Source organism: Kribbella sp. NBC_00482 (genome assembly GCF_036013725.1).
GTDB lineage: Bacteria > Actinomycetota > Actinomycetes > Propionibacteriales > Kribbellaceae > Kribbella.
Genome location: NZ_CP107881.1, coordinates 8,511,874 through 8,531,739, shown reverse-complemented (window position 1 = coordinate 8,531,739; position 19,866 = coordinate 8,511,874). Strand labels below are relative to the sequence as shown.

Below are 19,866 nucleotides of genomic sequence, written 5' to 3'. Positions count from 1 at the left end.
GCGAGACCGAGGAGGTGGGACGCTCATGAACAACGGCAGCGAACCCTCCAGACATACCGGTCTCGCTCGACCTTCGGGGACCTCCTTCTTCTAGAAGTCGCAGAGTCGCCAGCAGTTGTGGGGTCGAGCAGACGTGCGCGCTCATCACTCACCCGCACCACACTGCTCCTGGAGGACTCATGTCCGACCTGCGCCTGCGTTCGCTCCGTGCGTTCAGCCGCACCCCGTCACTGCGTGCCGCCGCCCGTAAGCACGCCGCATCCGTTGCCGCGACCGCGATCGAGCCGGCCGAGAAGCCGTCCCGCGATCCGCAGAAGCCCAAGGGACACAGCGTCGTCGACAGCGCGATCTACTGCGGCGGCAACCGGATCGCGTCCCCGGACTCGCTCGCGGACACCTACGCGGCGCTGCACACCTCGCCGCAGAGCCTGGCCTGGATCGGCCTGTACCGGCCTGACCGCCGCGAACTCGCCTCGCTGGCGCAGGAGTTCGACCTGCACGAGCTCGCGATCGAGGACGCCAACGAGGCGCATCAGCGGCCCAAGCTGGAGCGGTACGGCGACACGTTGTTCGTCGTACTGAAGGCCGCGCGGTACCGGGACGCGACCGAGGAGGTCGAGTTCGGTGAGGTGCACCTCTTCGTCGGCCCGGACTTCGTGGTGACGGTCCGGCACGCCGAAGCGCCCAATCTGGCAGCGGTACGGCGCCGGGTCGAGCGCGACCCCGAACTCCTCGGCCGCGGCGCCGAGGCGGTGCTGTACGCGATCATGGACAAGGTCGTCGACGGGTACGCGCCGGTGGTCGCCGGTCTGGAGAACGACATCGACGAGATCGAGACCGAGGTGTTCCGCGGTGACCCGAAGGTGTCGCGGCGCATCTACGAACTGTCCCGTGAGGTGATCGAGTTCCAGCGCGCGACCCGGCCGCTGGTCGGCATGCTCGAGCAGCTCCGCGGCGGATTCCAGAAGTACGGCGTCGACGAGGAACTGCAACGTTCACTGCGCGACGTGGCCGACCACGTCACCGAAGTGGTCGAGAAGGTCGACGGCTTCCGGGAGTTGCTGCGCGACATCCTGACCGTGAACGCGACCCTGGTGGCCCAGCAGCAGAACGAGGAGATGAAGAGCCTCGCGATCGCCAGCAGCGAGCAGAACGAAGAGGTGAAGCGGATCTCTGCCTGGGCGGCGATCCTGTTCGCCCCGACCCTGATCGGCACCGTCTACGGGATGAACTTCGACAAGATGCCGGAGCTGCACTGGGAGTACGGATACCCCTTCGCGATCGGCCTGATGGCCTTGGTGTGTGGAGGTCTGCACCAGATCTTCAAGCGCCGCGGTTGGCTCTGAACCACCCCGAAAACCTTGTCTGAGTGCCGAATCGGGCCAAATTGTGGCACGAATCGCCTAAAACAAGGCCGAATTGCCGCGTTGGTGTTTGTGAACGGCGTGTTGAGTCCATAACGTTCCTGTGAGATCGAGCGCTGTGCTCGACGCCTACGTTCACGGAGGGAAGCAGTGAACAAGAGCCAGTTGGTCGAAGCGCTCGCAGTGCACTTCGACGGAAACCGCCGCCAGGCCCAGCACGCACTGGAGTCGGTGATCGACACCGTCCAGCGCGAGCTGACCAAGAAGGGCGGCAAGGTCGCCATCACCGGTTTCGGTGCCTTCGAGGCCATCGAGCGTGGTGCGCGCATCGTGCGCAACCCGCGGACCGGTGAGACCAAGCGCGCCAAGAAGACCACGGTTCCGAAGTTCCGCGCGGGTGCGGAGCTGAAGGCCGTTGTCTCCGGTGCCAAGAAGCTGCCGAAGCTGGTAGCCCCGAAGCCGGCAGCGACCGCCACCAAGGCGGCTGCCCCGGCGAAGAAGGCCGCTCCGGCCAAGGCCGCTGCAACGAAGACCGCCGCTGCGAAGAAGACGGTCGCGAAGAAGGCCCCGGCCAAGACGGTCGCCAAGAAGGCTCCGGCGAAGACCGTTGCCAAGAAGGCCCCGGCCAAGACCGTAGCCAAGAAGGCGCCGGCCAAGAAGGTCGTTGCCAAGAAGGCGCCGGCCAAGAAGGCCCCCGCCAAGAAGACCGCGGCGAAGCGCACCGCTCGCTGATCTTCACGCACAACAGCGAAGGCCGGTCACCCCATTCCAGGGTTGACCGGCCTTCGCTGTTGTTCAGAGCAACCGTCTACAGCTTGGTTGCGAACTCCACCTTGGTGACCGCCAGCGCCGCACCCGAACCGGTGGTCTCGATGCGTACCCGTTGTCCTACGCGGAGGTGCCGGACCGGGGTGTCCGAGACGGCGTGCACGGTGAACGGGAGTTCGATCCCGGTGTCCGTCAGCACTGCGCCGGAGAATGTCTCGCCGTCGTAGCGGCTCACGGTTGCCTGCATGTCAGCAGGCTAGCCCTTCGGTCCCGGTCGCGGCGCCGAGCACCAGCGACATCACGTCCGCGGTCGCCGGGCCGACTCCCAGTTGTACGGCGTGCGCGAGATCGGCGGCCGTGTCGACGTCACGCCGTACCGACTCGATCGCGGTCAGCTCGATCGGCATCGCCCCGGACGCCTGGTGCGCCAGGGCGGAACCCACACCGAAGCGCGGATCCAGCGCCACCCCGGCCGCCGCGGCGAGCATCGTCGTACCGGTGCCGGGCTGGTCGACCACGAACGAGCGCGGCGCCGTACAGGCTGCGAGGACAGCGGTCAGTTCGGCCGGGCGGAGCGCGGGAAGATCAGCCGACAGGGCTGCGATTCCGTTGCCTCCGAACTCGGCAGCGGCCACAGTGGCTCCATGCAGCAAGGCTTCGTTGAGACCGGCGGCGGGCAGGTCGGGGACCACGTGCGCTCCCACGGCCGTCACGTCCGCGGCGACGAGCGGGTCGTCGGTGACCACCAGGATCGCCTGGACCAGGGGAGAACCGAGGGCGGCCGCAGTAGTGTCGACAGCGAACGCGCGGGCCAGTTCGGGACGGTGCTGAGGGTAGGCCGGAGCGAGCCGGCTCTTCGCGATCGCCGTACGCTTCACCGGGATCACCAGGGTCCAGGGAGCGACCTGTAGGTCTGCCATCAGGCAGGATTCTCCCATGACCGACGGCCATCATGAGCACCAGGAGGCACCTGTGGACGCGAGGCAGGCGGACCCACGGCCGCCGCGTGGGTTCTGGTTCGGGGTGATCGTCGCGATCGTCAAGCCGTTCATGATCGTGTTCACCAAGTGCCGGTTCACCGGACGGGAGAACATGCCCCGCACGGGCGGCGTGGTGTACGTGCCGAACCACATCTCGCACTTCGACCCGGTGGTGCTCGGCTACTTCATCTGGGAGTGCCGGCGGATCCCGCGGTTCCTCGGGAAGGCGTCGGTGTTCAAGATCCCGGTGGCCGGGAAGATCATCAGCGGCGCTGGCCAGATCCCGGTGTACCGGGACTCCGCGCAGGCCGCGGACGCGTTCCGGGACGCGGTGGCCGCGGTCGAACGCGGTGAGTGTGTGGGCGTTTACCCGGAGGGAACCATCACCCGCGATCCCGAGATGTGGCCGATGACCGGCAAGACCGGCGCCGCGCGGATCGCGCTGATGACCGGCTGCCCGGTGATCCCGGTCGCGAACTGGGGCGCGCAGGAGATCATCCAGTCGTACACCGGCAAGGTCCGGATCCGGTTGCTGCCGCGCAAGACCCTGCAGGTGCGGGCCGGGGCGCCGGTCGACCTGAGCGCCTTCGCGGGCAAGCCGCTGACCAACCAGCTGTTGCACGAGGCAACCGAGGTGATCATGGCCCGGGTGGCCGAGACCCTCGGCGAACTGCGCGGCGAGACCCCGCCCAAGGAGCTCTACGACCTGCGCAAGGCCCGGAAAGCCGAAGGTGAGGAGAAGGCATGACCAAAGTCGCGGTGTTCGGCGCGGGGTCCTGGGGTACGGCGTTCGCCGTGGTGCTGGCGAATGCGGGGAACCAGGTGTCCCTGTGGGCCCGGCGGGAGACGTTGTGCGCGGAGATCAACTCCGCGCACGAGAACCCCGACTACCTCCCGGGACTGCGGTTGCCGGAGGCGATCACCGCGACGCACGATCCCGCCGCGGCGGCCGACGGGGCGGAGGCCGTCGTCCTCGCGGTGCCGTCGCAGTCGCTGCGTGAGAACCTCGCGGACTGGGCCGGCGTGCTGCCGAACGCCGTACCGCTGGTCAGCCTGATGAAAGGCGTCGAGCTCGGTACGACGAAGCGGATGAGCGAGGTGATCGCGGAGCTGACCGGCGCCGGTCCCGAGCGGATCGCGGTGGTCTCGGGGCCGAACCTGGCGCGCGAGATCGCCGAAGGACAGCCGGCCGCGTCCGTGGTCGCGTGCGCCGACGAGGGGACCGCGGCGCGGTTGCAGAAGTTGTGCCATTCCCCGACGTTCCGCCCGTACACGAACAACGACGTCGTCGGCTGTGAGCTCGGCGGCGCCTGTAAGAACGTGATCGCGCTCGCGGTCGGGATGGCGGTCGGTCTCGGGTTCGGCGACAACGCCCGGGCGTCGGTGATCACCCGCGGCCTGGCCGAGATCGCTCGTCTGGGTACGGCGTTGGGCGCGGACGAGCACACGTTCTCCGGGCTGGCCGGGCTGGGCGACCTGGTGGCGACGTGCTCGTCTCCGTTGTCGCGGAACCGTACCTTCGGCGAGAAGCTCGGTCAGGGCATGAGTGTCGCCGAGATCGCCGGCGGGACCCGGCAGGTCGCCGAGGGCGTGAAGTCCTGCGCGTCGATCAGCGAACTGGCACACCACCACGACGTGGAGATGCCGATCGCCGAACACGTCACCAAGGTCGTCGCCGGTGAGATGACCCCGAAGGACATGCTGTTCAGCCTGGTGTCCCGTTCAGCGAAGTCGGAGCGCTGGGGTTGATTCCAGCAGCGTTCGCGGACAGCACTGTCGCGCGCGAGGGCGAGGCAGGTTCGGCGTGGCTGGCCGAGTTGCCGGGGATCATCGAGGACCTGCTGGCGCGTTGGGACTGCACGGTCGACGGTGATGTGATGTACGGCCAGGTGGGTGTCGTCGTGCCGGTGCGCGGCGCTGCTCTGAAGGTGTCGTTCCCGCACCCCGGCAACGATCACGAGCCGGATGCGTTCGAGGCGTGGGGCGGTCGTGGGGCGGTCAAGCTGTACGAACGCGACGACGCCCGCTACGCCATGCTCCTCGAACGAGCGCATCCCTCGACGCTGCTCGAGCACGACCAGGACGTCGTCACGATCGCCGGCGTACTGCATCGCCAGCTGACCATCCCGGCTCCGGACGGCCTGCCGCGGTTGTCGGAGCAGGCCGACGGGTGGGCGGACGAGCTCCGCAAGGACGCCGCCGAGCTGGATCATCCGTTGCCCGCGGCGGTGGTGGACGCGGCCCTCGAGGTCGTCGACGACCTCGGCCGCCATCAGCCGGAGATCCTGATCCACGGCGACTTCCACCCGCGCAACATCCTCAGCGCGGACCGCGAACCGTGGCTGGCCGTCGACCCGAAGGGCCACGTCGGCGACCCGGCGTTCGACGCCGCGATCTTTCTCCGCACCCGGGCCTACCACCTGTTCGTCGGGGGCGGCCTCCGCGCGGACGACCTGCTGCGGCAGTTGCGCGCCGAGTCCGGGCAGTTCGCCGAGGCATCAGGCATCGACTCCGAACCCATCGGCCGTTGGCTTCAGCTGATCGCCGTACAGTCCTCGTTCGGGGGCCGCCGCAACGGCTTCGGCCGAGCCCGAGGCGGCAGCCAGCTCGACGAGATCCTCCGCCTGATCGATGAGCTCGCTGTCAGCTGGACCGACTAGGCCTGCAGCACCTGGTTGAGGACGAGGGTGGTGGCGCCCAGGAGGGCTGCGTCGTGACCGGCTTGGGAGCGGACTACGCGGAGGTGGGTTGTGGCTAGGGGCAACGATCGGGCGTAGACGGCTTCGCGGAGGCCGGCCAGCAGGCTGTCGCCGGCTTGGGAGAGGGAGCCGCCGACGACGATCACGGACGGGTTGAGCAGGCTGACGGCCGCGGCGAGGACCGTACCGATCTCGCGACCCGCTTGGCGTACGGCGGTGGTCGCGGTCGTGTTGCCCGCTCGGACGAGGTCGACGATGTCCTGGCTGGTCTCGACGCCGAGCGTGCCGGCGAGTGCGGCTGCGGATGCGATCGCTTCCAGGCAGCCGGTGTTGCCGCAGCGGCAGAGCTCGGTATGTCCGGGAGCCTGGATGTGGCCGATGTCGCCGGCCGCCCCTTGCGCGCCACGGTGCAACCGGCCGCCGCTGATCACGCCCGCCCCGATGCCGGTGGCAACCTTCACGAACAGCAGGTGCTCGACGTCCGGGTACGTCGTGGCGTGCTCGCCGAGCGCCATGATGTTCACGTCGTTGTCGACCAGTACCGGCCCGGGAAGCTCCCGGCTCAGTCGACCCACCACGTCGTACGAGTCCCAGCCCGGCATGATCGGCGGATGGTTCGGCCGCCCGGTGCTGTGCTCGACCGGTCCGGGCAGTCCGACGCCGGTGCCCGCCAGATCGTCCGGTGATCTTCGCGCCTCACGCAGCAGTGCGTGTCCTGCCTGGGCGACCGCAGCGAGGACGATTTCGGGTCCTTCGGCGATCTTCAGCGGCGTCGTCGAGCGGTGCAGGATTTCGCCGGCCAGGTCCGTGAGGGCGACGGACAGGTGCGTCGCGCCGACGTCCGCCGCGAGTACGAGGCGCGCGGTCGGGTTGAAACGGAACCGCGCCGGCGGCCGGCCACCCGTCGACGCCGCCTCACCCGACGGCAGAACGAGCCCTTCCGCGAGCAACGCCTCGATCCGCCCGGTCACAGTCGACCGCGCAAGCCCACTGCGCTCGATCAGTTCGGCGCGGGTCCGCGGTTGCCCGTCGAGGAGCAGCCGCAACACCGCATCCGCCGTACCGAGATCGCTCATCACCGGACTTTCGTCGTACTGGCCGTGGACTTTTGCTTGACAGGGTTCAAAAGGGTCCCATAGCGTCCTACGACGTGTCCACCAAACGGCTCAGGGTAGGGATCGTCGGCGGCGGCTTCATGGGCCAGGTCCACGGCAGGTCCGCGTTGGTCTCCGGAGCGACCGTGGTCGGCGCCGTCGGCTCGTCGCCTGCGAGAGCCGAAGCCGCGGCGGAGGCGACCGGTGCCGAGCGCGGCTTCGCGACCCTCGACGACCTGCTGGCCGCCGATATCGACGTGGTCCACATCTGTACGCCGAACAACACGCATCGCGACGTCGCGCTGAAGGCCCTCGAAGCGGGCAAGCACGTGGTCTGCGAGAAGCCGCTCGCCACCTCGGTGCAGGACGCAGCGGGACTGCAGGCCGCAGCGGTCGAAGCCGGGTTGGTCGGTTCGGTGCCGTTCGTTTACCGCTACCACCCGATGGTCCGCGAGCTGCGCACCCGGATCGCCGCGGGCGACGCCGGCGTGATCACGAGCCTGCACGGCTCGTACCTGCAGGACTGGCTGGCCGGCGCGGACGACGAGAACTGGCGCGTGGACGACACGACCGGTGGACCGTCGCGCACGTTCGCCGACATCGGTTCGCACTGGTGCGACCTGACCGAGTTCGTCACCGGCGATCGGATCGCCGCGATCAGCGCCCAGCTTCGGACGGTACGGGCGCAGCGTGGCGGCGTCGACGTACGGACCGAGGATCTGGCCACGGCACAGTTCCGGACCGAGGCCGGTGTGGTCGGGACGATCGTGGTCAGCCAGGTCGCGGCCGGCCGGAAGAACCGGCTGTACCTCGAGGTGTCGGGCACCGAGTCGAGCTTCGGCTTCGACCAGGAGGACCCGGATCGCCTGTGGGTCGGCCGTCGTACCGCTTCGCAGCTACTGACGCGCGACCCGGAGACCTTGAGCCCGCCTGCGGCTCGGGTGAACCGGCTGCCGGCCGGGCATGCACAGGGGTACCAGGACGCGTTCGATTCGTTCGTCGCCGACAGCTATGCCGCCGTACTGGGCGATCGCCCGGACGGCCTGCCCGATTTCGCCGCCGGAGCGCGGTCCGCTCGTGTGGTCGACGCCGTACTGCGGTCCGCCGCGGACGACAGCGCCTGGATCACCGTCGACAACTCTTAGGAGCCTTCAGATGCCACGCCCGATCACGTTGTTCACCGGTCAGTGGGCCGACCTGCCGTTCGAGGAGGTCTGTCAGTTCGCCTCCGAGGCCGGGTACGACGGCGTCGAGATCGCCTGCTCGGGTGACCACTTCGACGTCCAGCAGGCCGTCGACGACGACTCGTACGTCCAGGGCCGCAAGGACATCCTGGAGAAGTACAACCTGCAGGTCTTCGCGATCTCCAACCACCTGGTGGGGCAGGCGGTCTGCGACGACCCGATCGACTTCCGGCACCAGGCAATCGTGCCGTCCCGGATCTGGGGCGACGGCGACGGCGAAGGTGTCCGGCAGCGCGCCGCCGAGGACCTGAAGAACACGGCCCGCGCGGCCAAGAAGCTCGGCGTGAACACCGTCATCGGCTTCACCGGCTCGTCGATCTGGCAGTACGTCGCGATGTTCCCACCGGTGCCGGCGGAGCGGATCGAGGCCGGGTACAGGGACTTCGCCGACCGCTGGAACCCGATCCTCGACGTGTTCGACGAGGAGGGCGTCCGGTTCGCGCACGAAGTGCACCCGTCGGAGATCGCCTACGACTACTGGACGACCACGCTGACGTTGGAGGCGATCGGCCACCGCGAGGCGTTCGGCCTGAACTGGGACCCGTCGCACATGGTGTGGCAGGACATCGACCCGGTCGCGTTCCTCTGGGACTTCAAGGACCGGATCTACCACGTGGACTGCAAGGACACCCGGATGCGGGTCGGCGGCGGGCGCAACGGCCGGCTCGGCTCGCACCTGCCGTGGGGCGACCCGCGCCGTGGCTGGGACTTCTACTCCACCGGGCACGGCGACGTGCAGTGGGAGGACTGCTTCCGGGTGCTGAACTCGATCGGCTACGACGGCCCGATCTCGGTCGAGTGGGAGGACGCCGGCATGGAGCGCAAGGTCGGCGCGGCGGAGGCGGTCAACGTCATCCGCGCCCTCGCCTTCGACAAGCCCGAAGCCGCCTTCGACGCCGCCTTCGCCACCGACAAGTAGCCGAACTCGGGGAGGGTTTTCTACCCGAAACGGGACGAAACCCTCCCCAAGCCGCGATTGTGGTGGCCACCAGCAGCACAGCCGCGATGGATAGGGCGACCCGTAGGCCCACAACGAACTCACGTCGGTCCGCGACCAAGGCTCCGAAGACGGCCACCGCGAGCGCGCCGCCTGTCTGCCGGAACGAGTTCAGGATCCCGGCAGCCATTCCGGCGCGGTCTGCGGCGATGTCGTTCAGCAGGACGGCGGTCAGGGAAGGTACGACCAAACCCAGGCCGAGGCCGATCGGGATGAGCATCGCCGCAATCACTGGTCTGCTCGTCCCCTCGTCCATCCAGAGCAGGCCGAACATCGCCAGCGCGAAGATCGCTTGTCCCACGGCGATCGGCATCCGCGGCCCACAGCGTGCCGCAGCCTTGGCCGACGCCAGGTTGGCCCCGGCGATCACGACCAGCATCGGCAGAAACATCAGCCCCGTCGCCATGGCGGACAGGTTCAGAACGTCCTGGAAGAACAGACTCAGCACGAACACCGACCCGTAGAACGCGGCATTGACGACGAAGCCGATCGTGACCGAAACCGACACCGTGCGCGAACGGAACAGGCCGAGCGGGACGATCGGCGCGGCGGTACGTGCCTCGATCATGATGAACGCGGCCGTAGCCACCGCTGCGAGCCCGAGGCCGCCCAGCACCAGAGGCTCGCCGAAGCCGTTCTCCCCGCCGTCGATCACGGCGAAGGTGAGCATCGCGAGCGCGACGATCGCCGTGAGCTGGGCGTACGGATCGAGCGGCGTGGGACGGCGCGGCGAACGCTCCACGCGGGTCAACACCGCGAGCGTGGCGATGCCGACGGGTAGGTTGACGACGAAGATCGCCCGCCAGCTCAGGATGCTGGACAGCACCCCGCCGACCACCGGGCCGGCGGCAACCGCGACGGCTCCGCCGACGGTCCACAACGCGATGGCCCGTGCCCGTTCGGCCGCGTCCGGGAAGGCCTGCCGGACGAGGGCGAGTGAGGAGGGCAGCATGATCGCCGCCGCGCTCCCCTGGAACAGGCGGGCGGCGACCAGCGCGCCCAGCCCCGGTGCCAGTCCGCAGGCCGCCGAGGCGGCCGTGAAGACCGCGACGCCGGCGCCGAACGCGCGGCTCGCCCCGATACGGTCGGAGAGCGCACCCGCGGACAGCAAGAGCGCGGCGAACATCAGCGTGTAGGCGTCCACGATCCATTGCAGTCCCGCCATGCTGCCGCCGAAGGCCCGCCCGATCCCGGGAAGCGCCACGTTCATCGCCATGGCGTTGAAGTTGAGCAGGAAGATGCCCATGAACGTGGTCGCCAGGACGAGCTTCGGTGCGGCCGTGCGTTGCCGGGCATCATGTGACACGCGGGCTGGTGCAGGAGTGGTCATCCGTCCAGGCTGGTGCGGTTCGCGAGGGCCAGGCAGACCGTGATCTTCCAGGGTGCGCCGTCGGGGGGTGTGACAGGGCCACGCTCCTGGCCGGACTCGTGACCACACGCTGGCAAGATGAAGACATGACCGAGTTCGGGAGGTTCCTGCTGGCTCGCCGTGGCGACCTACGTCCGGCAGACGTCGGGCTACCCGCCGGAACCGGCACGCGCCGTACGCCGGGTCTGCGCCGTGAGGAGCTGGCGGCGCTGGCCGGTGTGAGCATTGACTACTACGTACGTCTGGAACGCGGCAAGGAGACCCATCCGAGCCCCTCCGTGGTCGAGGCGCTGGCCGACGCGCTCCGCCTCAACGAGGAGGAACGCGGCTTCCTGCGCGAGCTGGCGGCGCGGGCGGCGCGGCGTGCGCCGGAACCCCGTCCCCTGCCGTCGCGGCGGGTACGTCCGACCGTCAGGCAGCTTCTGGAGACGCTCCGGCCCAACCCGGCGTACGTCGTGAGCCGCACCAACGACCTGCTTGCGGCCAATCCCGGCGGGCTGCGGCTGTTCCCCGGCCTCGCCGACTGGCCGGAGCAGCAGCGGAACACCGTCCGATACGTCTTCCTGCACCCGGCTGCCCGCGAGCTGTGGGCGGACTGGGAACAGAAGGCCAAGGGGTGCGTCGCCCAGTTACGGGCGCTCGCCGGCACCGATCCGGATGCCCCGGATCTCGCTGCACTTGTCGGAGAGCTGATCGTCAAGAGCCCCGACTTCAACCGGCTCTGGGAGCGGTACGAGGTGCGCACGATCGGCGACGGCGAGAAGACGCTCCGGCACCCGGAGGTCGGCACGATGACGCTCTCGCACGAAGGGCTGTCGCTGAACCGCGCACAAGGCCAGCGCCTCATCGTCTACATGGCGCCGCCCGGCAGCCCGGACCACGACGCGATGACGCTCCTCGACCTCGCCGTCTCCGAGGAGGTCGTGCCATGGAACCCGTCACGTTGATCACCGGCGGTTCGAGCGGGATCGGTGCGGCCACTGCCCGTGTCCTGCTCAAGCAAGGCCACCGTCTGGCGATCACCGGCCGCGATGCCGATCGCCTGGCCGCGTTCGCCACCTCCACCGGAGCGGGCGAGCGGCTGCTGACCATCACCGGTGATGCCGGCGACGAGAGCCACGTCGCCGCTGCCGTGCGTCAAGTCGTGGACTTGTGGGGTCGATTGGACACGGTGATCGCGAACGCCGGGTACTCCCTGCCCGGCACGCTGGAGGACCACGACCCTGCGGCCATGCGTGCCATGGTTCTCACCAACATCCTCGGCCCGGCTCTGCTGGTACGCGAGGCACTGCCACACCTGAGGATGTCCAAGGGCCGGATCGTGATCGTCGGTTCGGTCGCGGGCACCAGGAACACGCCCGGCAACCTGTACTCCGTCACCAAATGGGCCGCGCACGCCCTGGCCGAGAACGTCCGACTCCTCGTGGCCAAGGACCGCGTCGGCGTCACTCTTGTCGCCCCAGGGATTGTGGACACCCCATTCTGGGACGAGCGCGGTGGATCACCCGCAGCGGCGCCGACACTGACCGCCGAGCAGGTCGCCGAGGCGATCCTGTTCGCCGTGAATCAACCCGAAGGCGTGGACATCAACCACCTCGTTCTGCGGCCCGCCGGCCAGGTCAACTGATCTCGATCGCGCTGCGAGTGTCGCGGCCGGCTGCGAAGCCGAGCATGACCTGTGTGGCGGAGAGCGTCGCGAACACGGTCAGCGTCGTACTCCAGCCGCCGGTTACCTGGGTCAGGTAGCCCGCGACGACCGGGCCTGCGGCGGCGAGCGTGTAGCCGACCGCCTGCGCCATCCCGGACAGTTGTGTGGTCTCGTGGTGGCCGCGGCCGCGGAGGCTGATCAGCGAGAGCGCGGCGACCAGTCCGGCACCCTGACCCAGCCCACCGACGATCGCCCAGACGATCGCCAGGTGCGGCGCCAGCAACAGACCTAGCAGTGCTAGGAGAATCGGCACACTCGCGGTCATCAAGCCGGCCCGCTGGTTGGTCGGATGCTTCAGCAACAGCGGAATGCTGAGCCCGCCGATCAGACCGAACACCTGGAAGACGAACAGGTGCACGCCGGTGGACCGCTCCGAGACGCCGCCGGTCGCGATCTCGATGGTCGGCAGCCAGTTCACGAACAGGTAGAAGCTCGTCGACTGCAGGCCCATGAACCCGGTCACCAGCCAGGCCATCGGCTGCCGCCAGACGCTCACCGGGGGAGTGTCGCCGTCTGTCGTTGCCGGCGGCACCGGCTCCGGCGACAGCGTCCGCGGCAGCCAGATCACGGCGACGAGTACGGCGAGGCCGCCCCAGACCGCCAATGACAGCCGCCAGTCGACCGCGTCGGCGATCGGTACGGCGAGGATCGAGGCGATCGCGGCGCCGCCGGTGATGAAGGCCGTGTAGACACCGGTCGCGCGGGACACGTGGCCGGCGTAGTCGCGTTTGATGATGACCGGCACCAGCACGTTGCCGACCGCGATCGCGGCGCCGACCACCGCCGTACCGATCCAGAGGCCTGCCTGACCCGTGTACGGGCGGAGCGCGCTGCTCGCCGCGAGCACCAGGAGCGAGACGAACACCGCCCGCTCCATCCCGAACCGCCGCGACGCGAGATGAACCAGGGGAGAGGCCACCGCGAACGCGAGCAGCGGCAGCGTGCCCAGCAGACCCTGCGCGGCCTCACCGAGGTGCAGATCGAGCCCGATCCGCGGCAGCACCGGACCGACCGCGGTCAGTGCCGGCCGCAGGCTCAACGCGACCACGAAGGCCGTCGCGGTGATCAGCGCCGACCGCTCTCGAGCCATGGGTTCGGACAGTACCGCCACAACACACCTCTCCTCTTGTGTAGATGTCCTACATTTACACTGTACGCTACGCGTGAAGAGGTGATGTCGTTGAACAGGTCACTCGAAGGGCCGGTGCGGCAGGTGCCGCTCGTGCTGCAGGTCTCGGAGCGATTCCGGGCGCAGATCGAGTCCGGAGCCTGGCCGCGCGGGTCGCGGATCCCCGGCGAGAATCAGCTCGCCAGCGAGCTAGGGGTCAGCCGTGGCACGGTGCGGGAGGCGCTGCGCTCGCTGAGCCTGACCGGCTTGCTGGAGCCGCGGGTCGGTGACGGCACCTACGTACGGGCGACCAACGAGATCAGCGGCGTACTGGTCCGGGACGAGCTCTCGGCGTCGCTCACGCACGTCCTAGACGCCCGCGCTGGTATCGAGGCGGCCGCGGCTCGGTTGGCCGCTCAGCACGCGGATCCGGCCAGCCTCACGCCGCTCTCCGACGCGCTGGAAGCCCGCGGTGCCGCATTGGCGGCGGGGGACCTGGACGCGTTCGTGGCCGTCGACACGGACTTCCACCGCGGTGTTGTCGTGGCGAGCGGGAACCCGTTGCTGCTGCGGTTGTACGACGCGCTCGCCGAGGTTCTCGCCGAGTCGATCCGGGAAACCGCGACGATCCCCGAGGACCACCGGATCCTCGACGCGCACGTCGACGTACTGGACGCGATCCGGGCCGGCGATCCCGAGGCGGCGAGTCAGGCGTCGTACGCGCTGATCGAGGCCGTCAAGGTCGCGGGATCCGGCCAGTAGTACCTGAAGCAGGCGGGCCGGCCGTTGAGGCGACGCGGTTCGCCACCCGGCGGCGGTACCTCCTTGAGGTCGCCTTGGATGCCGCCGCGTGCTTCGTAGAAGCCTTGTGCGGCGGTGTTCTGTTCGAGCACCCACAGGTAGATCCCGGTGTCCCGCACCGTCTCGGCCGTGAGTGCGAGCAGTCGCGTGCCGATCCCTTGCCGCTTACGCGGTGCCCAGACATGCAGGTTGTCGACCAGTGCGCCGAACTTCGGATCCGCGTCGTACACCACGTGCGCGAGCCCGATCAGTTGCCCGTCGTACTCCGCCACCGTCGTGAACGTACCGTCGCGCGCCGCGAGCCGCTTGGCCCACATCGCCCCCAGGTACTCGGGCGACTCGTCGTCGAGGAAGGCGTCCGCATAAGCCCCTCGGTAATGCCGCCGCCAACTGTCCCCATGCAACTCCGCAACCGCCGCCGCATCCTCTGCCCCAGCCACCCGAAAAGTCGTCACCCCATGATTCGTATCACCACAGGAACAGCTGACCCGGTGCTGTCCGCCAGGTGACTACACCGGCCGAAGCGGACAGCCGGTGCCGATGCGGTCGGTGAGGTCGGCGCGGGGCTGCGAGTTGCGCTTGCGCCGTACGGACGTAATGCAGCCAGGTCACCTCCTTCGCCTCGTCCGGACCTTGCCGCTGCACGGCTTGTACGACGGGGTCGCGCGTGTGCTGTTCGCGTCCTGGCAGGCGTACGCGTTGGCGCAAGGCGCTCCCAGGATCCTCGCGGTGTTCCTGGTGATGGAGGTCAGCTTTGGAGTGGTTCAGCTCCTGCCCTGGTTGGCCGACTCGTGGCGAGGACACGAGCGAACACGGCCAGCCCGGCCGCCAGTGCGGTGACGACGATGAACGACATGGTGAGGTTGCTGGCCTGGGCGATGCCGCCGATGATCGACGGGGCGACCAGGCCGGAGGCGTAGGTGATGGTGGCGACGCCGGCGATCGCCTGGCTCGGGTTCGGGCCGGTGTGGCCGGCGGCGGCGAAGGCCAGCGGTACGACGACCGCGATGCCGATGCCGATCAGGCCGAAGCCGGCCATCGCGAGGATCGCGTTCGGTGCGAGGACCACGAGCAGGCCGCCGAGGGTCGCGATCACGCCGCTCCAGCGCACCGTCCGTACGGCGCCGAACCGGTCGACGACCGCGTCACCGGTCAGCCGTGCGATCGCCATCGTCAACGCGAACCCGGTCGTCGCGCCCGCCGCGACACCCGCCGAGCTGCCCAGGATGTCGCGCAGGTACACCGCCGACCAGTCCAGGCTCGCGCCCTCCGCGAACACCGCGCAGAACCCGACCGCCCCGATCAGCAACGCCGACTTCGGCGGCAACGCGAACCGCGCCGGCGGCTCCTCGTCGTCCTCGGGATGGATGTTCAGCACGAACTGACACACCACCGCACCGACGATCGTCAGTACGACGGCAGCGACCGTGTGATGGATCTGCGCGCTGAGATTCGCATGCGCCGCGACCGTCCCGACCGCGGATCCGAGCAGCGCGCCCACACTCCACAGGCCGTGCAGCCCGGACATGATCGACTTCTTCAGCCGGTGCTCGATCTCGACGCCGAGCGCGTTCATGACGACATCGGCCATTCCCGCCGTACCGCCGTAGATCAGCAGCGCGGCGCACAACGTCAGCAGGCCGGGAGCGAACGACGGCAGGATCAGGGCAAGCGTCCAGAGCGCGAGCAGCCCGCGGAGCGCGGCGCGGGTCCCGAATCGGTGACTGACCCGGGCGGCGAGCGGCATCATCAGCGCCGCGCCGAGCGCCGGGAATGCGAGCGCCAGGCCGAGCTGGCCCGCGGACACCCCCGCGTGCTCCTGGATCCAGGGCACCCGGGTCGCGAACGACCCGGTCACCGATCCGTGCACGCAGAAGACCGCGGCCACGGCGTACCGCGACCGCTTCACGAGTGTGGTGTCATCAGTCACAAGCAAACAAACAATCTGTTTGAACGATCAGGCGGATGGTAGTTTTCTGCGCATGAGAAGTGCGGAACGGCACCAAGTGATCGTAGAACGACTACGAGGCGTTGACCGAGTGTCGGTCCAGGAACTGGTCGAAGCGACCGAGGCCTCGGACATGACGGTCCGCCGCGACCTCGACTTCCTGGCGGCGCAGGGCGTCCTGAAGCGCGTCCACGGCGGCGCGGTGTCCGCGATGCCGTCCGGCCTCGAGCCGCCGCACTCGTTGCGTGCCCAGGCCGCCGTCGCCGCCAAGCAGGCGATCGCCCGCGCCGCCGTCGAGCACCTTCGCGACGGCGAGACGATCGTGCTCGACAGCGGTACGACGGCCCTCGAGACCGCGAAGCTCTTGCACGACCGGTCGATGACGGTGATGCCGCTGTCGCTGCACGTCGCGCACGAACTGGCCGACGCCCCGCGGATCCGGCTGCTGATGCCGGGCGGTGAGGCGCGCAAGGGAGAGCTGTCGCTGGTCGGTCCGCTGACCGTTGCCTCGCTGCGTGCGCTGCGGTTCGACGCCGCCGTACTGAGCCCGTGCGCGTTCAGCCTCGACGCCGGACTGACGGCCTTCGACCTGGGCGACGCGGAGGTCAAGCAGGAAGCGATGAACGTGGCCACCCGCACCATCGTGCTCGCCGACGGCGCCAAGTGGGACCGCGCCGCCCTCGCCTACGTCTGCCCGGCAGACCGCCCCGACCTGATCATCACCGACGACTCAGCCCCCGAGGACCAACGAACCATGCTGACCCAACGCGGCGTACTCGTAGAGGTGGCTCCTTGACCGCCACCGAACAGTTGCAGACCGCACCGCCCCGAGCCGCTCGTGTCGCCACCTGGTTGTACTTCGGTCTGAACGGCTTCGCCGTCGGGATGTGGGTCGTGCACATCCCGAGCATCGAGCAGAAGACCGGGATCACCCACAGCACGCTCGGACTGCTCCTACTGGTCCTCGGCGGCGCCGCGTTCATCGGCATGCAGGTCGCTGGACCGCTCGTCGACAAGCTCGGCCAGCGCCGCCTCGTTCCGGCGGCCGGCATCCTGCTCGGCATCGCGCTCTTCGGCCCCGGCCTGGCCACGAACTGGTGGACGCTCGGGCTCACGCTGATCCTCGTCGGCTTCGGCAACGGCTCGATCGACGTCGGCATGAACGCGCAGGCCGTCGTGGTCGAGCGCGGCTATCCGCGACCGATCATGGCCGCCTTCCACGCGATGTGGTCGATCGGCGGTGCGATCGCCGCCGTCATCGGCGCGGCCACGCTGAAGGGCGGCGTACCGACCGAGGTCACGCTCGGCCTGTCCGGCCTGGTCTGCATCGCGATCGCGCTCGCCGCCAGCCGATTTTTGCTGGAGGCAACGATCTCCGAGGAGGACGCGGACGAGGAGACGCCGCGGGAGAAGCCGCCGGCCAAGCTGGTCTGGGCGCTCGGCGGGCTCGCGTTCGGCCTGATGCTGGCCGAGGGTGTGGCCAACGACTGGGCCGCGCTGCACTTCCGCGACATCCTCGGCACGTCGGTCAGTACGGCGGCCTTCGCGTACGGCGCGTTCGCGGTCGCGATGACCGTGGGACGTTTCCTCACCGACCGGGTCGCGGCCGTCGTCGGTCCGGCGGCGATCGTGCGCTGGGGCGCCGCGATGGCCGCGGTCGGTCTGACGCTGGTGATCGTCGTACCGTGGGTGCCGGTCGCGCTCGTCGGCTGGGCGATCTTCGGCCTCGGCCTCGCGGGCGGCGTACCGCAGTTGTTCACCGCCGCCGGCAACCTCGACCCGCGCTCGTCCGGCGCCCTGATGGCCCGCGTCGTCGGCCTCGGGTACGTCGGCCTGCTCGCGGGTCCCGCACTGATCGGCGGCCTCGCGCACTGGATGCCGCTGAACATCGCGTTCATCCTGCCGGTCGTCCTGTGCGTCCTGACGTTCTTCGGCGGGCCGGTGCTCAAATCCCGGCGCTGAGCGCCTGCTCGAGATCGGCCCACAGATCGTCGGGGTGTTCGATGCCGACGGACAGGCGGATCAGGTCCTCGGGGATCGTCGGGACCTCGATCGGCCAGCGGCGGCGGCGTTCGAGCATCGACTCGACGCCGCCGAGGCTGGTCGCGTGTACCCAGAGTTCGGTGCTCTCGCAGACGTTCTGGGCGCCGGCCGCGTCACCGCCGAGTTCGAAGGCGAGGATCGCACCGAAGCCGGACATCTGCGCGGCGGCGCGGTCGTGCCCCGGGTCGTCCGGCAGGCCGGGGTAGCGGACCCGGCTGACGCGCGGGTGCTCGCGCAGTCGCTCGGCCAGGAACGCTGCGTTCGACTGGGCTCGCTCGAGGCGGAGTGCCAGCGTGCGCAGGCCGCGGAGCGCGAGCCAGGCCTCCATCGGGCCCGGGATCGCACCGAGGCTGCGGCGACGCAGGTCGATCGCCGACCACAGTTCGTCATCCGCGGTGACGACCGCGCCGAGGAGGACGTCCGAGTGACCGGCGATGAACTTGGTTGCCGAGTGCATCACGACATCCGCCCCGAGCCGCAGCGGCTGCTGGAGCAGGGGAGTCGCGAACGTGTTGTCGACGACGACGGTCGCGCCGGCGGCACGACCGGCGGCGGCGAGGGCCGGGATGTCGGCGACCTCCATCGCGGGGTTCGTCGGTGATTCGATCCAGAGCATGTCGGCGCCGTCGACCGCTTGGACGGCAGCGTCGGTGTCGGCGATGTCGACGCGGTCAACCTTCAGCCGGCCGGTCGCGGCCTGCTGGTCGAGGAGCGCGAGTACGCCGGAATACGCGTGCTGCGGCGCGACCACGCGGCCACCGACCGGGATCAGGTCGATGAGCGCCGCCGCGGCCGCCATCCCGGAGGCGAACGTCAGCGCCCGGCCACCCTCCAGTTCGCCGAGGGTCTCCTCGAGCGCGGTCCACGCGTCGTTCCCGAACCGCCCGTAGCCGCGATCTCCGCCGGCGACGTACGTCGAGCTGAAGACCGGGGACTCGCCGACGGGAGCATTCGGCACCCGCTCCGGCCGGCCTGCGTGGACGACGACGGTGGACGGATCGAGGTCAGGAGTCATGCCTCGAAGTCTTTCAGGCGTCCTGTGCGCCGGGGAGCGGGACGCCGCCGGTGGACAGCAGGCGCATCGCGCGCCGGGCCAGCGCCTTCGCCTCGACGGTGTCCGGCGTGTCGACCCAGACGCGGACCACGGTCTCGATGATGTTCATCGCGATCCCCGCGGACAGTGCGGCCACGAACTCCGAGCGGCGCAGGTCGTCGGCGGGCAGACGGCGTACCAGCTCATCGGCCAGATCGGTGCGGAAGCGCCAGATCAGCTCGTTCAGGTGGGCGCTCACCGACCCGGCCTGCTCGGCCAGGTCGAACACCGCGCGGATCCGGTCCGGGTTGCGCTCGAGTTGCTCGAGGACACGCTCGATGACGGCCCGCAGGCCGTCCCGCAGGTCCATGGCGGGCTGCTGACGGAACCAGTCGACCGCGTCGGCCAGGCAGTCGTCGACGAACTCGAGGACCAGCCCCTCCTTGGTCGGGAAGTACCGGTACAGCGTGCTCGGCCCGACCTCGGCCGCCGCCGCGATCTGCTCGACCGTCGTCCGGCCGAACCCGTTGTCGCTGAACAGCTCGAACGCCTTGTCCGCGATCAGCCGGCGGGTCCGCTCCCGCTTCACCTCGCGCAGTCCCATCAGCACCTCCGCGGGCAGGGTACCGCCTCCGACGCGCCGCAGCCTGTTCCTTATCGGAAGCGTCAGCCATATGGTAGTCACTACCAAATTCCCACGAGAGGGCGCG

General features: G+C 69.3%; 21 protein-coding genes. 12 read left to right on the top strand and 9 right to left on the bottom strand.

Features of this window, described 5'->3' with window-relative positions; translation table 11 throughout:
• The first annotated feature begins 179 nt into the window (after window positions 1–179).
• The gene (corA, locus tag OHB24_RS41035) at window positions 180–1,346 is read left to right on the top strand and encodes a magnesium/cobalt transporter CorA (protein ID WP_327636369.1); all 1,167 of its coding nucleotides are present in this window, start codon (window positions 180–182) and stop codon (window positions 1,344–1,346) included.
• Window positions 1,347–1,514: 168 nt separating this feature from the next.
• Entirely contained in the window at window positions 1,515–2,096 is a 582-nt protein-coding gene (locus tag OHB24_RS41030) for an HU family DNA-binding protein (protein WP_327636368.1), read from the top strand.
• A gap of 76 nt (window positions 2,097–2,172) precedes the next feature.
• On the opposite strand, the gene OHB24_RS41025 is transcribed toward OHB24_RS41030, so the two are convergent.
• Entirely contained in the window at window positions 2,173–2,379 is a 207-nt protein-coding gene (locus tag OHB24_RS41025; protein ID WP_327636367.1) for a hypothetical protein, read from the bottom strand.
• Between the two features lies 1 nt (window position 2,380).
• Complete coding sequence (gene cofC, locus OHB24_RS41020) at window positions 2,381–3,052, bottom strand: 2-phospho-L-lactate guanylyltransferase (RefSeq protein ID WP_327636366.1); 672 nt, start codon at window positions 3,050–3,052, stop codon at window positions 2,381–2,383.
• A 16-nt stretch (window positions 3,053–3,068) separates the two neighbouring features.
• On the opposite strand from cofC, the gene OHB24_RS41015 reads away from it, so the two are divergent.
• From OHB24_RS41015 to OHB24_RS41005, 3 genes are read left to right on the top strand one after another with little or no spacing between them, the layout of a single operon-like run.
• A complete protein-coding gene (locus OHB24_RS41015) occupies window positions 3,069–3,860 on the top strand; it encodes a lysophospholipid acyltransferase family protein (protein WP_327636365.1) in 792 nt (263 codons plus the stop codon).
• Window positions 3,857–4,861: an NAD(P)H-dependent glycerol-3-phosphate dehydrogenase gene (locus OHB24_RS41010; protein WP_327636364.1), complete on the top strand. Its 1,005-nt coding sequence runs from the start codon at window positions 3,857–3,859 to the stop codon at window positions 4,859–4,861. The genes OHB24_RS41015 and OHB24_RS41010 overlap by 4 nt, the downstream gene beginning before the upstream one ends.
• Complete coding sequence (locus OHB24_RS41005) at window positions 4,858–5,772, top strand: aminoglycoside phosphotransferase family protein (RefSeq protein ID WP_327636363.1); 915 nt, start codon at window positions 4,858–4,860, stop codon at window positions 5,770–5,772. The genes OHB24_RS41010 and OHB24_RS41005 overlap by 4 nt, the downstream gene beginning before the upstream one ends.
• Here OHB24_RS41005 and OHB24_RS41000 read toward each other — a convergent pair.
• The gene (locus OHB24_RS41000; protein ID WP_327636362.1) at window positions 5,769–6,887 is read right to left on the bottom strand and encodes an ROK family transcriptional regulator; all 1,119 of its coding nucleotides are present in this window, start codon (window positions 6,885–6,887) and stop codon (window positions 5,769–5,771) included. The two genes, OHB24_RS41005 and OHB24_RS41000, sit on opposite strands and share 4 nt — an antisense overlap.
• A 74-nt stretch (window positions 6,888–6,961) precedes the next feature.
• Here OHB24_RS41000 and OHB24_RS40995 point away from each other — a divergent pair, with 74 nt between their 5' ends.
• Window positions 6,962–8,050 carry a Gfo/Idh/MocA family protein gene (locus tag OHB24_RS40995; RefSeq protein ID WP_327636361.1) on the top strand — a complete coding sequence of 363 codons (1,089 nt, stop codon included), beginning with the start codon at window positions 6,962–6,964 and terminating at the stop codon, window positions 8,048–8,050.
• Window positions 8,051–8,060: 10 nt separating this feature from the next.
• Complete coding sequence (locus OHB24_RS40990; RefSeq protein WP_327636360.1) at window positions 8,061–9,068, top strand: sugar phosphate isomerase/epimerase family protein; 1,008 nt, start codon at window positions 8,061–8,063, stop codon at window positions 9,066–9,068.
• Here OHB24_RS40990 and OHB24_RS40985 read toward each other — a convergent pair.
• A complete protein-coding gene (locus OHB24_RS40985; protein WP_327636359.1) occupies window positions 9,001–10,476 on the bottom strand; it encodes an MFS transporter in 1,476 nt (491 codons plus the stop codon). The genes OHB24_RS40990 and OHB24_RS40985 overlap by 68 nt on opposite strands.
• 125 nt (window positions 10,477–10,601) lie before the next feature.
• Here OHB24_RS40985 and OHB24_RS40980 point away from each other — a divergent pair, with 125 nt between their 5' ends.
• Window positions 10,602–11,462: a helix-turn-helix transcriptional regulator gene (locus tag OHB24_RS40980; RefSeq protein WP_327636358.1), complete on the top strand. Its 861-nt coding sequence runs from the start codon at window positions 10,602–10,604 to the stop codon at window positions 11,460–11,462.
• Window positions 11,444–12,142, top strand: a complete 699-nt coding sequence (locus OHB24_RS40975) for an SDR family oxidoreductase (protein WP_327636357.1) — start codon at window positions 11,444–11,446, stop codon at window positions 12,140–12,142. Before OHB24_RS40980 ends, OHB24_RS40975 begins: the two co-directional genes overlap by 19 nt.
• Here the strand turns inward: OHB24_RS40975 and OHB24_RS40970 are convergent.
• Entirely contained in the window at window positions 12,135–13,313 is a 1,179-nt protein-coding gene (locus OHB24_RS40970) for a CynX/NimT family MFS transporter (protein WP_327636356.1), read from the bottom strand. The genes OHB24_RS40975 and OHB24_RS40970 overlap by 8 nt on opposite strands.
• A gap of 84 nt (window positions 13,314–13,397) precedes the next feature.
• Between OHB24_RS40970 and OHB24_RS40965 the strand changes: the two genes are divergently transcribed.
• A complete protein-coding gene (locus tag OHB24_RS40965; protein WP_327636355.1) occupies window positions 13,398–14,093 on the top strand; it encodes a FadR/GntR family transcriptional regulator in 696 nt (231 codons plus the stop codon).
• Here OHB24_RS40965 and OHB24_RS40960 read toward each other — a convergent pair.
• Window positions 14,039–14,572, bottom strand: a complete 534-nt coding sequence (locus OHB24_RS40960; protein ID WP_327636354.1) for a GNAT family N-acetyltransferase — start codon at window positions 14,570–14,572, stop codon at window positions 14,039–14,041. The two genes, OHB24_RS40965 and OHB24_RS40960, sit on opposite strands and share 55 nt — an antisense overlap.
• A 308-nt stretch (window positions 14,573–14,880) precedes the next feature.
• Window positions 14,881–16,062: an MFS transporter gene (locus OHB24_RS40955; protein ID WP_327636353.1), complete on the bottom strand. Its 1,182-nt coding sequence runs from the start codon at window positions 16,060–16,062 to the stop codon at window positions 14,881–14,883.
• 52 nt (window positions 16,063–16,114) lie between these two features.
• Between OHB24_RS40955 and OHB24_RS40950 the strand changes: the two genes are divergently transcribed.
• The gene (locus tag OHB24_RS40950; RefSeq protein WP_327636352.1) at window positions 16,115–16,876 is read left to right on the top strand and encodes a DeoR/GlpR family DNA-binding transcription regulator; all 762 of its coding nucleotides are present in this window, start codon (window positions 16,115–16,117) and stop codon (window positions 16,874–16,876) included.
• Window positions 16,873–18,042, top strand: a complete 1,170-nt coding sequence (locus OHB24_RS40945; protein WP_327636351.1) for an MFS transporter — start codon at window positions 16,873–16,875, stop codon at window positions 18,040–18,042. The genes OHB24_RS40950 and OHB24_RS40945 overlap by 4 nt, the downstream gene beginning before the upstream one ends.
• Here the strand turns inward: OHB24_RS40945 and OHB24_RS40940 are convergent.
• The gene (locus tag OHB24_RS40940; protein ID WP_327636350.1) at window positions 18,026–19,138 is read right to left on the bottom strand and encodes a trans-sulfuration enzyme family protein; all 1,113 of its coding nucleotides are present in this window, start codon (window positions 19,136–19,138) and stop codon (window positions 18,026–18,028) included. The genes OHB24_RS40945 and OHB24_RS40940 overlap by 17 nt on opposite strands.
• Window positions 19,139–19,151: 13 nt before the next feature.
• A complete protein-coding gene (locus OHB24_RS40935) occupies window positions 19,152–19,760 on the bottom strand; it encodes a TetR/AcrR family transcriptional regulator (RefSeq protein WP_327636349.1) in 609 nt (202 codons plus the stop codon).
• Window positions 19,761–19,866 lie beyond the last annotated feature (106 nt).

What these genes read in the sequence shown, in the direction of transcription:
- OHB24_RS40980 (WP_327636358.1), top strand. Translation starts at nt 10,602, where the DNA reads ATGACCGAGTTCGGGAGGTTCCTGCTGGCTCGCCGTGGCGACCTACGT.
- OHB24_RS40940 (WP_327636350.1), bottom strand. Translation starts at nt 19,138, where the DNA reads ATGACTCCTGACCTCGATCCGTCCACCGTCGTCGTCCACGCAGGCCGG.
- cofC (WP_327636366.1), bottom strand. Translation starts at nt 3,052, where the DNA reads ATGGCAGACCTACAGGTCGCTCCCTGGACCCTGGTGATCCCGGTGAAG.
- corA (WP_327636369.1), top strand. Translation starts at nt 180, where the DNA reads ATGTCCGACCTGCGCCTGCGTTCGCTCCGTGCGTTCAGCCGCACCCCG.
- OHB24_RS40985 (WP_327636359.1), bottom strand. Translation starts at nt 10,476, where the DNA reads ATGACCACTCCTGCACCAGCCCGCGTGTCACATGATGCCCGGCAACGC.
- OHB24_RS40965 (WP_327636355.1), top strand. Translation starts at nt 13,398, where the DNA reads ATGTCGTTGAACAGGTCACTCGAAGGGCCGGTGCGGCAGGTGCCGCTC.
- OHB24_RS40990 (WP_327636360.1), top strand. Translation starts at nt 8,061, where the DNA reads ATGCCACGCCCGATCACGTTGTTCACCGGTCAGTGGGCCGACCTGCCG.
- OHB24_RS40970 (WP_327636356.1), bottom strand. Translation starts at nt 13,313, where the DNA reads ATGGCTCGAGAGCGGTCGGCGCTGATCACCGCGACGGCCTTCGTGGTC.
- OHB24_RS41025 (WP_327636367.1), bottom strand. Translation starts at nt 2,379, where the DNA reads ATGCAGGCAACCGTGAGCCGCTACGACGGCGAGACATTCTCCGGCGCA.
- OHB24_RS40935 (WP_327636349.1), bottom strand. Translation starts at nt 19,760, where the DNA reads ATGGGACTGCGCGAGGTGAAGCGGGAGCGGACCCGCCGGCTGATCGCG.
- OHB24_RS41000 (WP_327636362.1), bottom strand. Translation starts at nt 6,887, where the DNA reads ATGAGCGATCTCGGTACGGCGGATGCGGTGTTGCGGCTGCTCCTCGAC.
- OHB24_RS40950 (WP_327636352.1), top strand. Translation starts at nt 16,115, where the DNA reads ATGAGAAGTGCGGAACGGCACCAAGTGATCGTAGAACGACTACGAGGC.
- OHB24_RS40975 (WP_327636357.1), top strand. Translation starts at nt 11,444, where the DNA reads ATGGAACCCGTCACGTTGATCACCGGCGGTTCGAGCGGGATCGGTGCG.
- OHB24_RS41010 (WP_327636364.1), top strand. Translation starts at nt 3,857, where the DNA reads ATGACCAAAGTCGCGGTGTTCGGCGCGGGGTCCTGGGGTACGGCGTTC.
- OHB24_RS41015 (WP_327636365.1), top strand. Translation starts at nt 3,069, where the DNA reads ATGACCGACGGCCATCATGAGCACCAGGAGGCACCTGTGGACGCGAGG.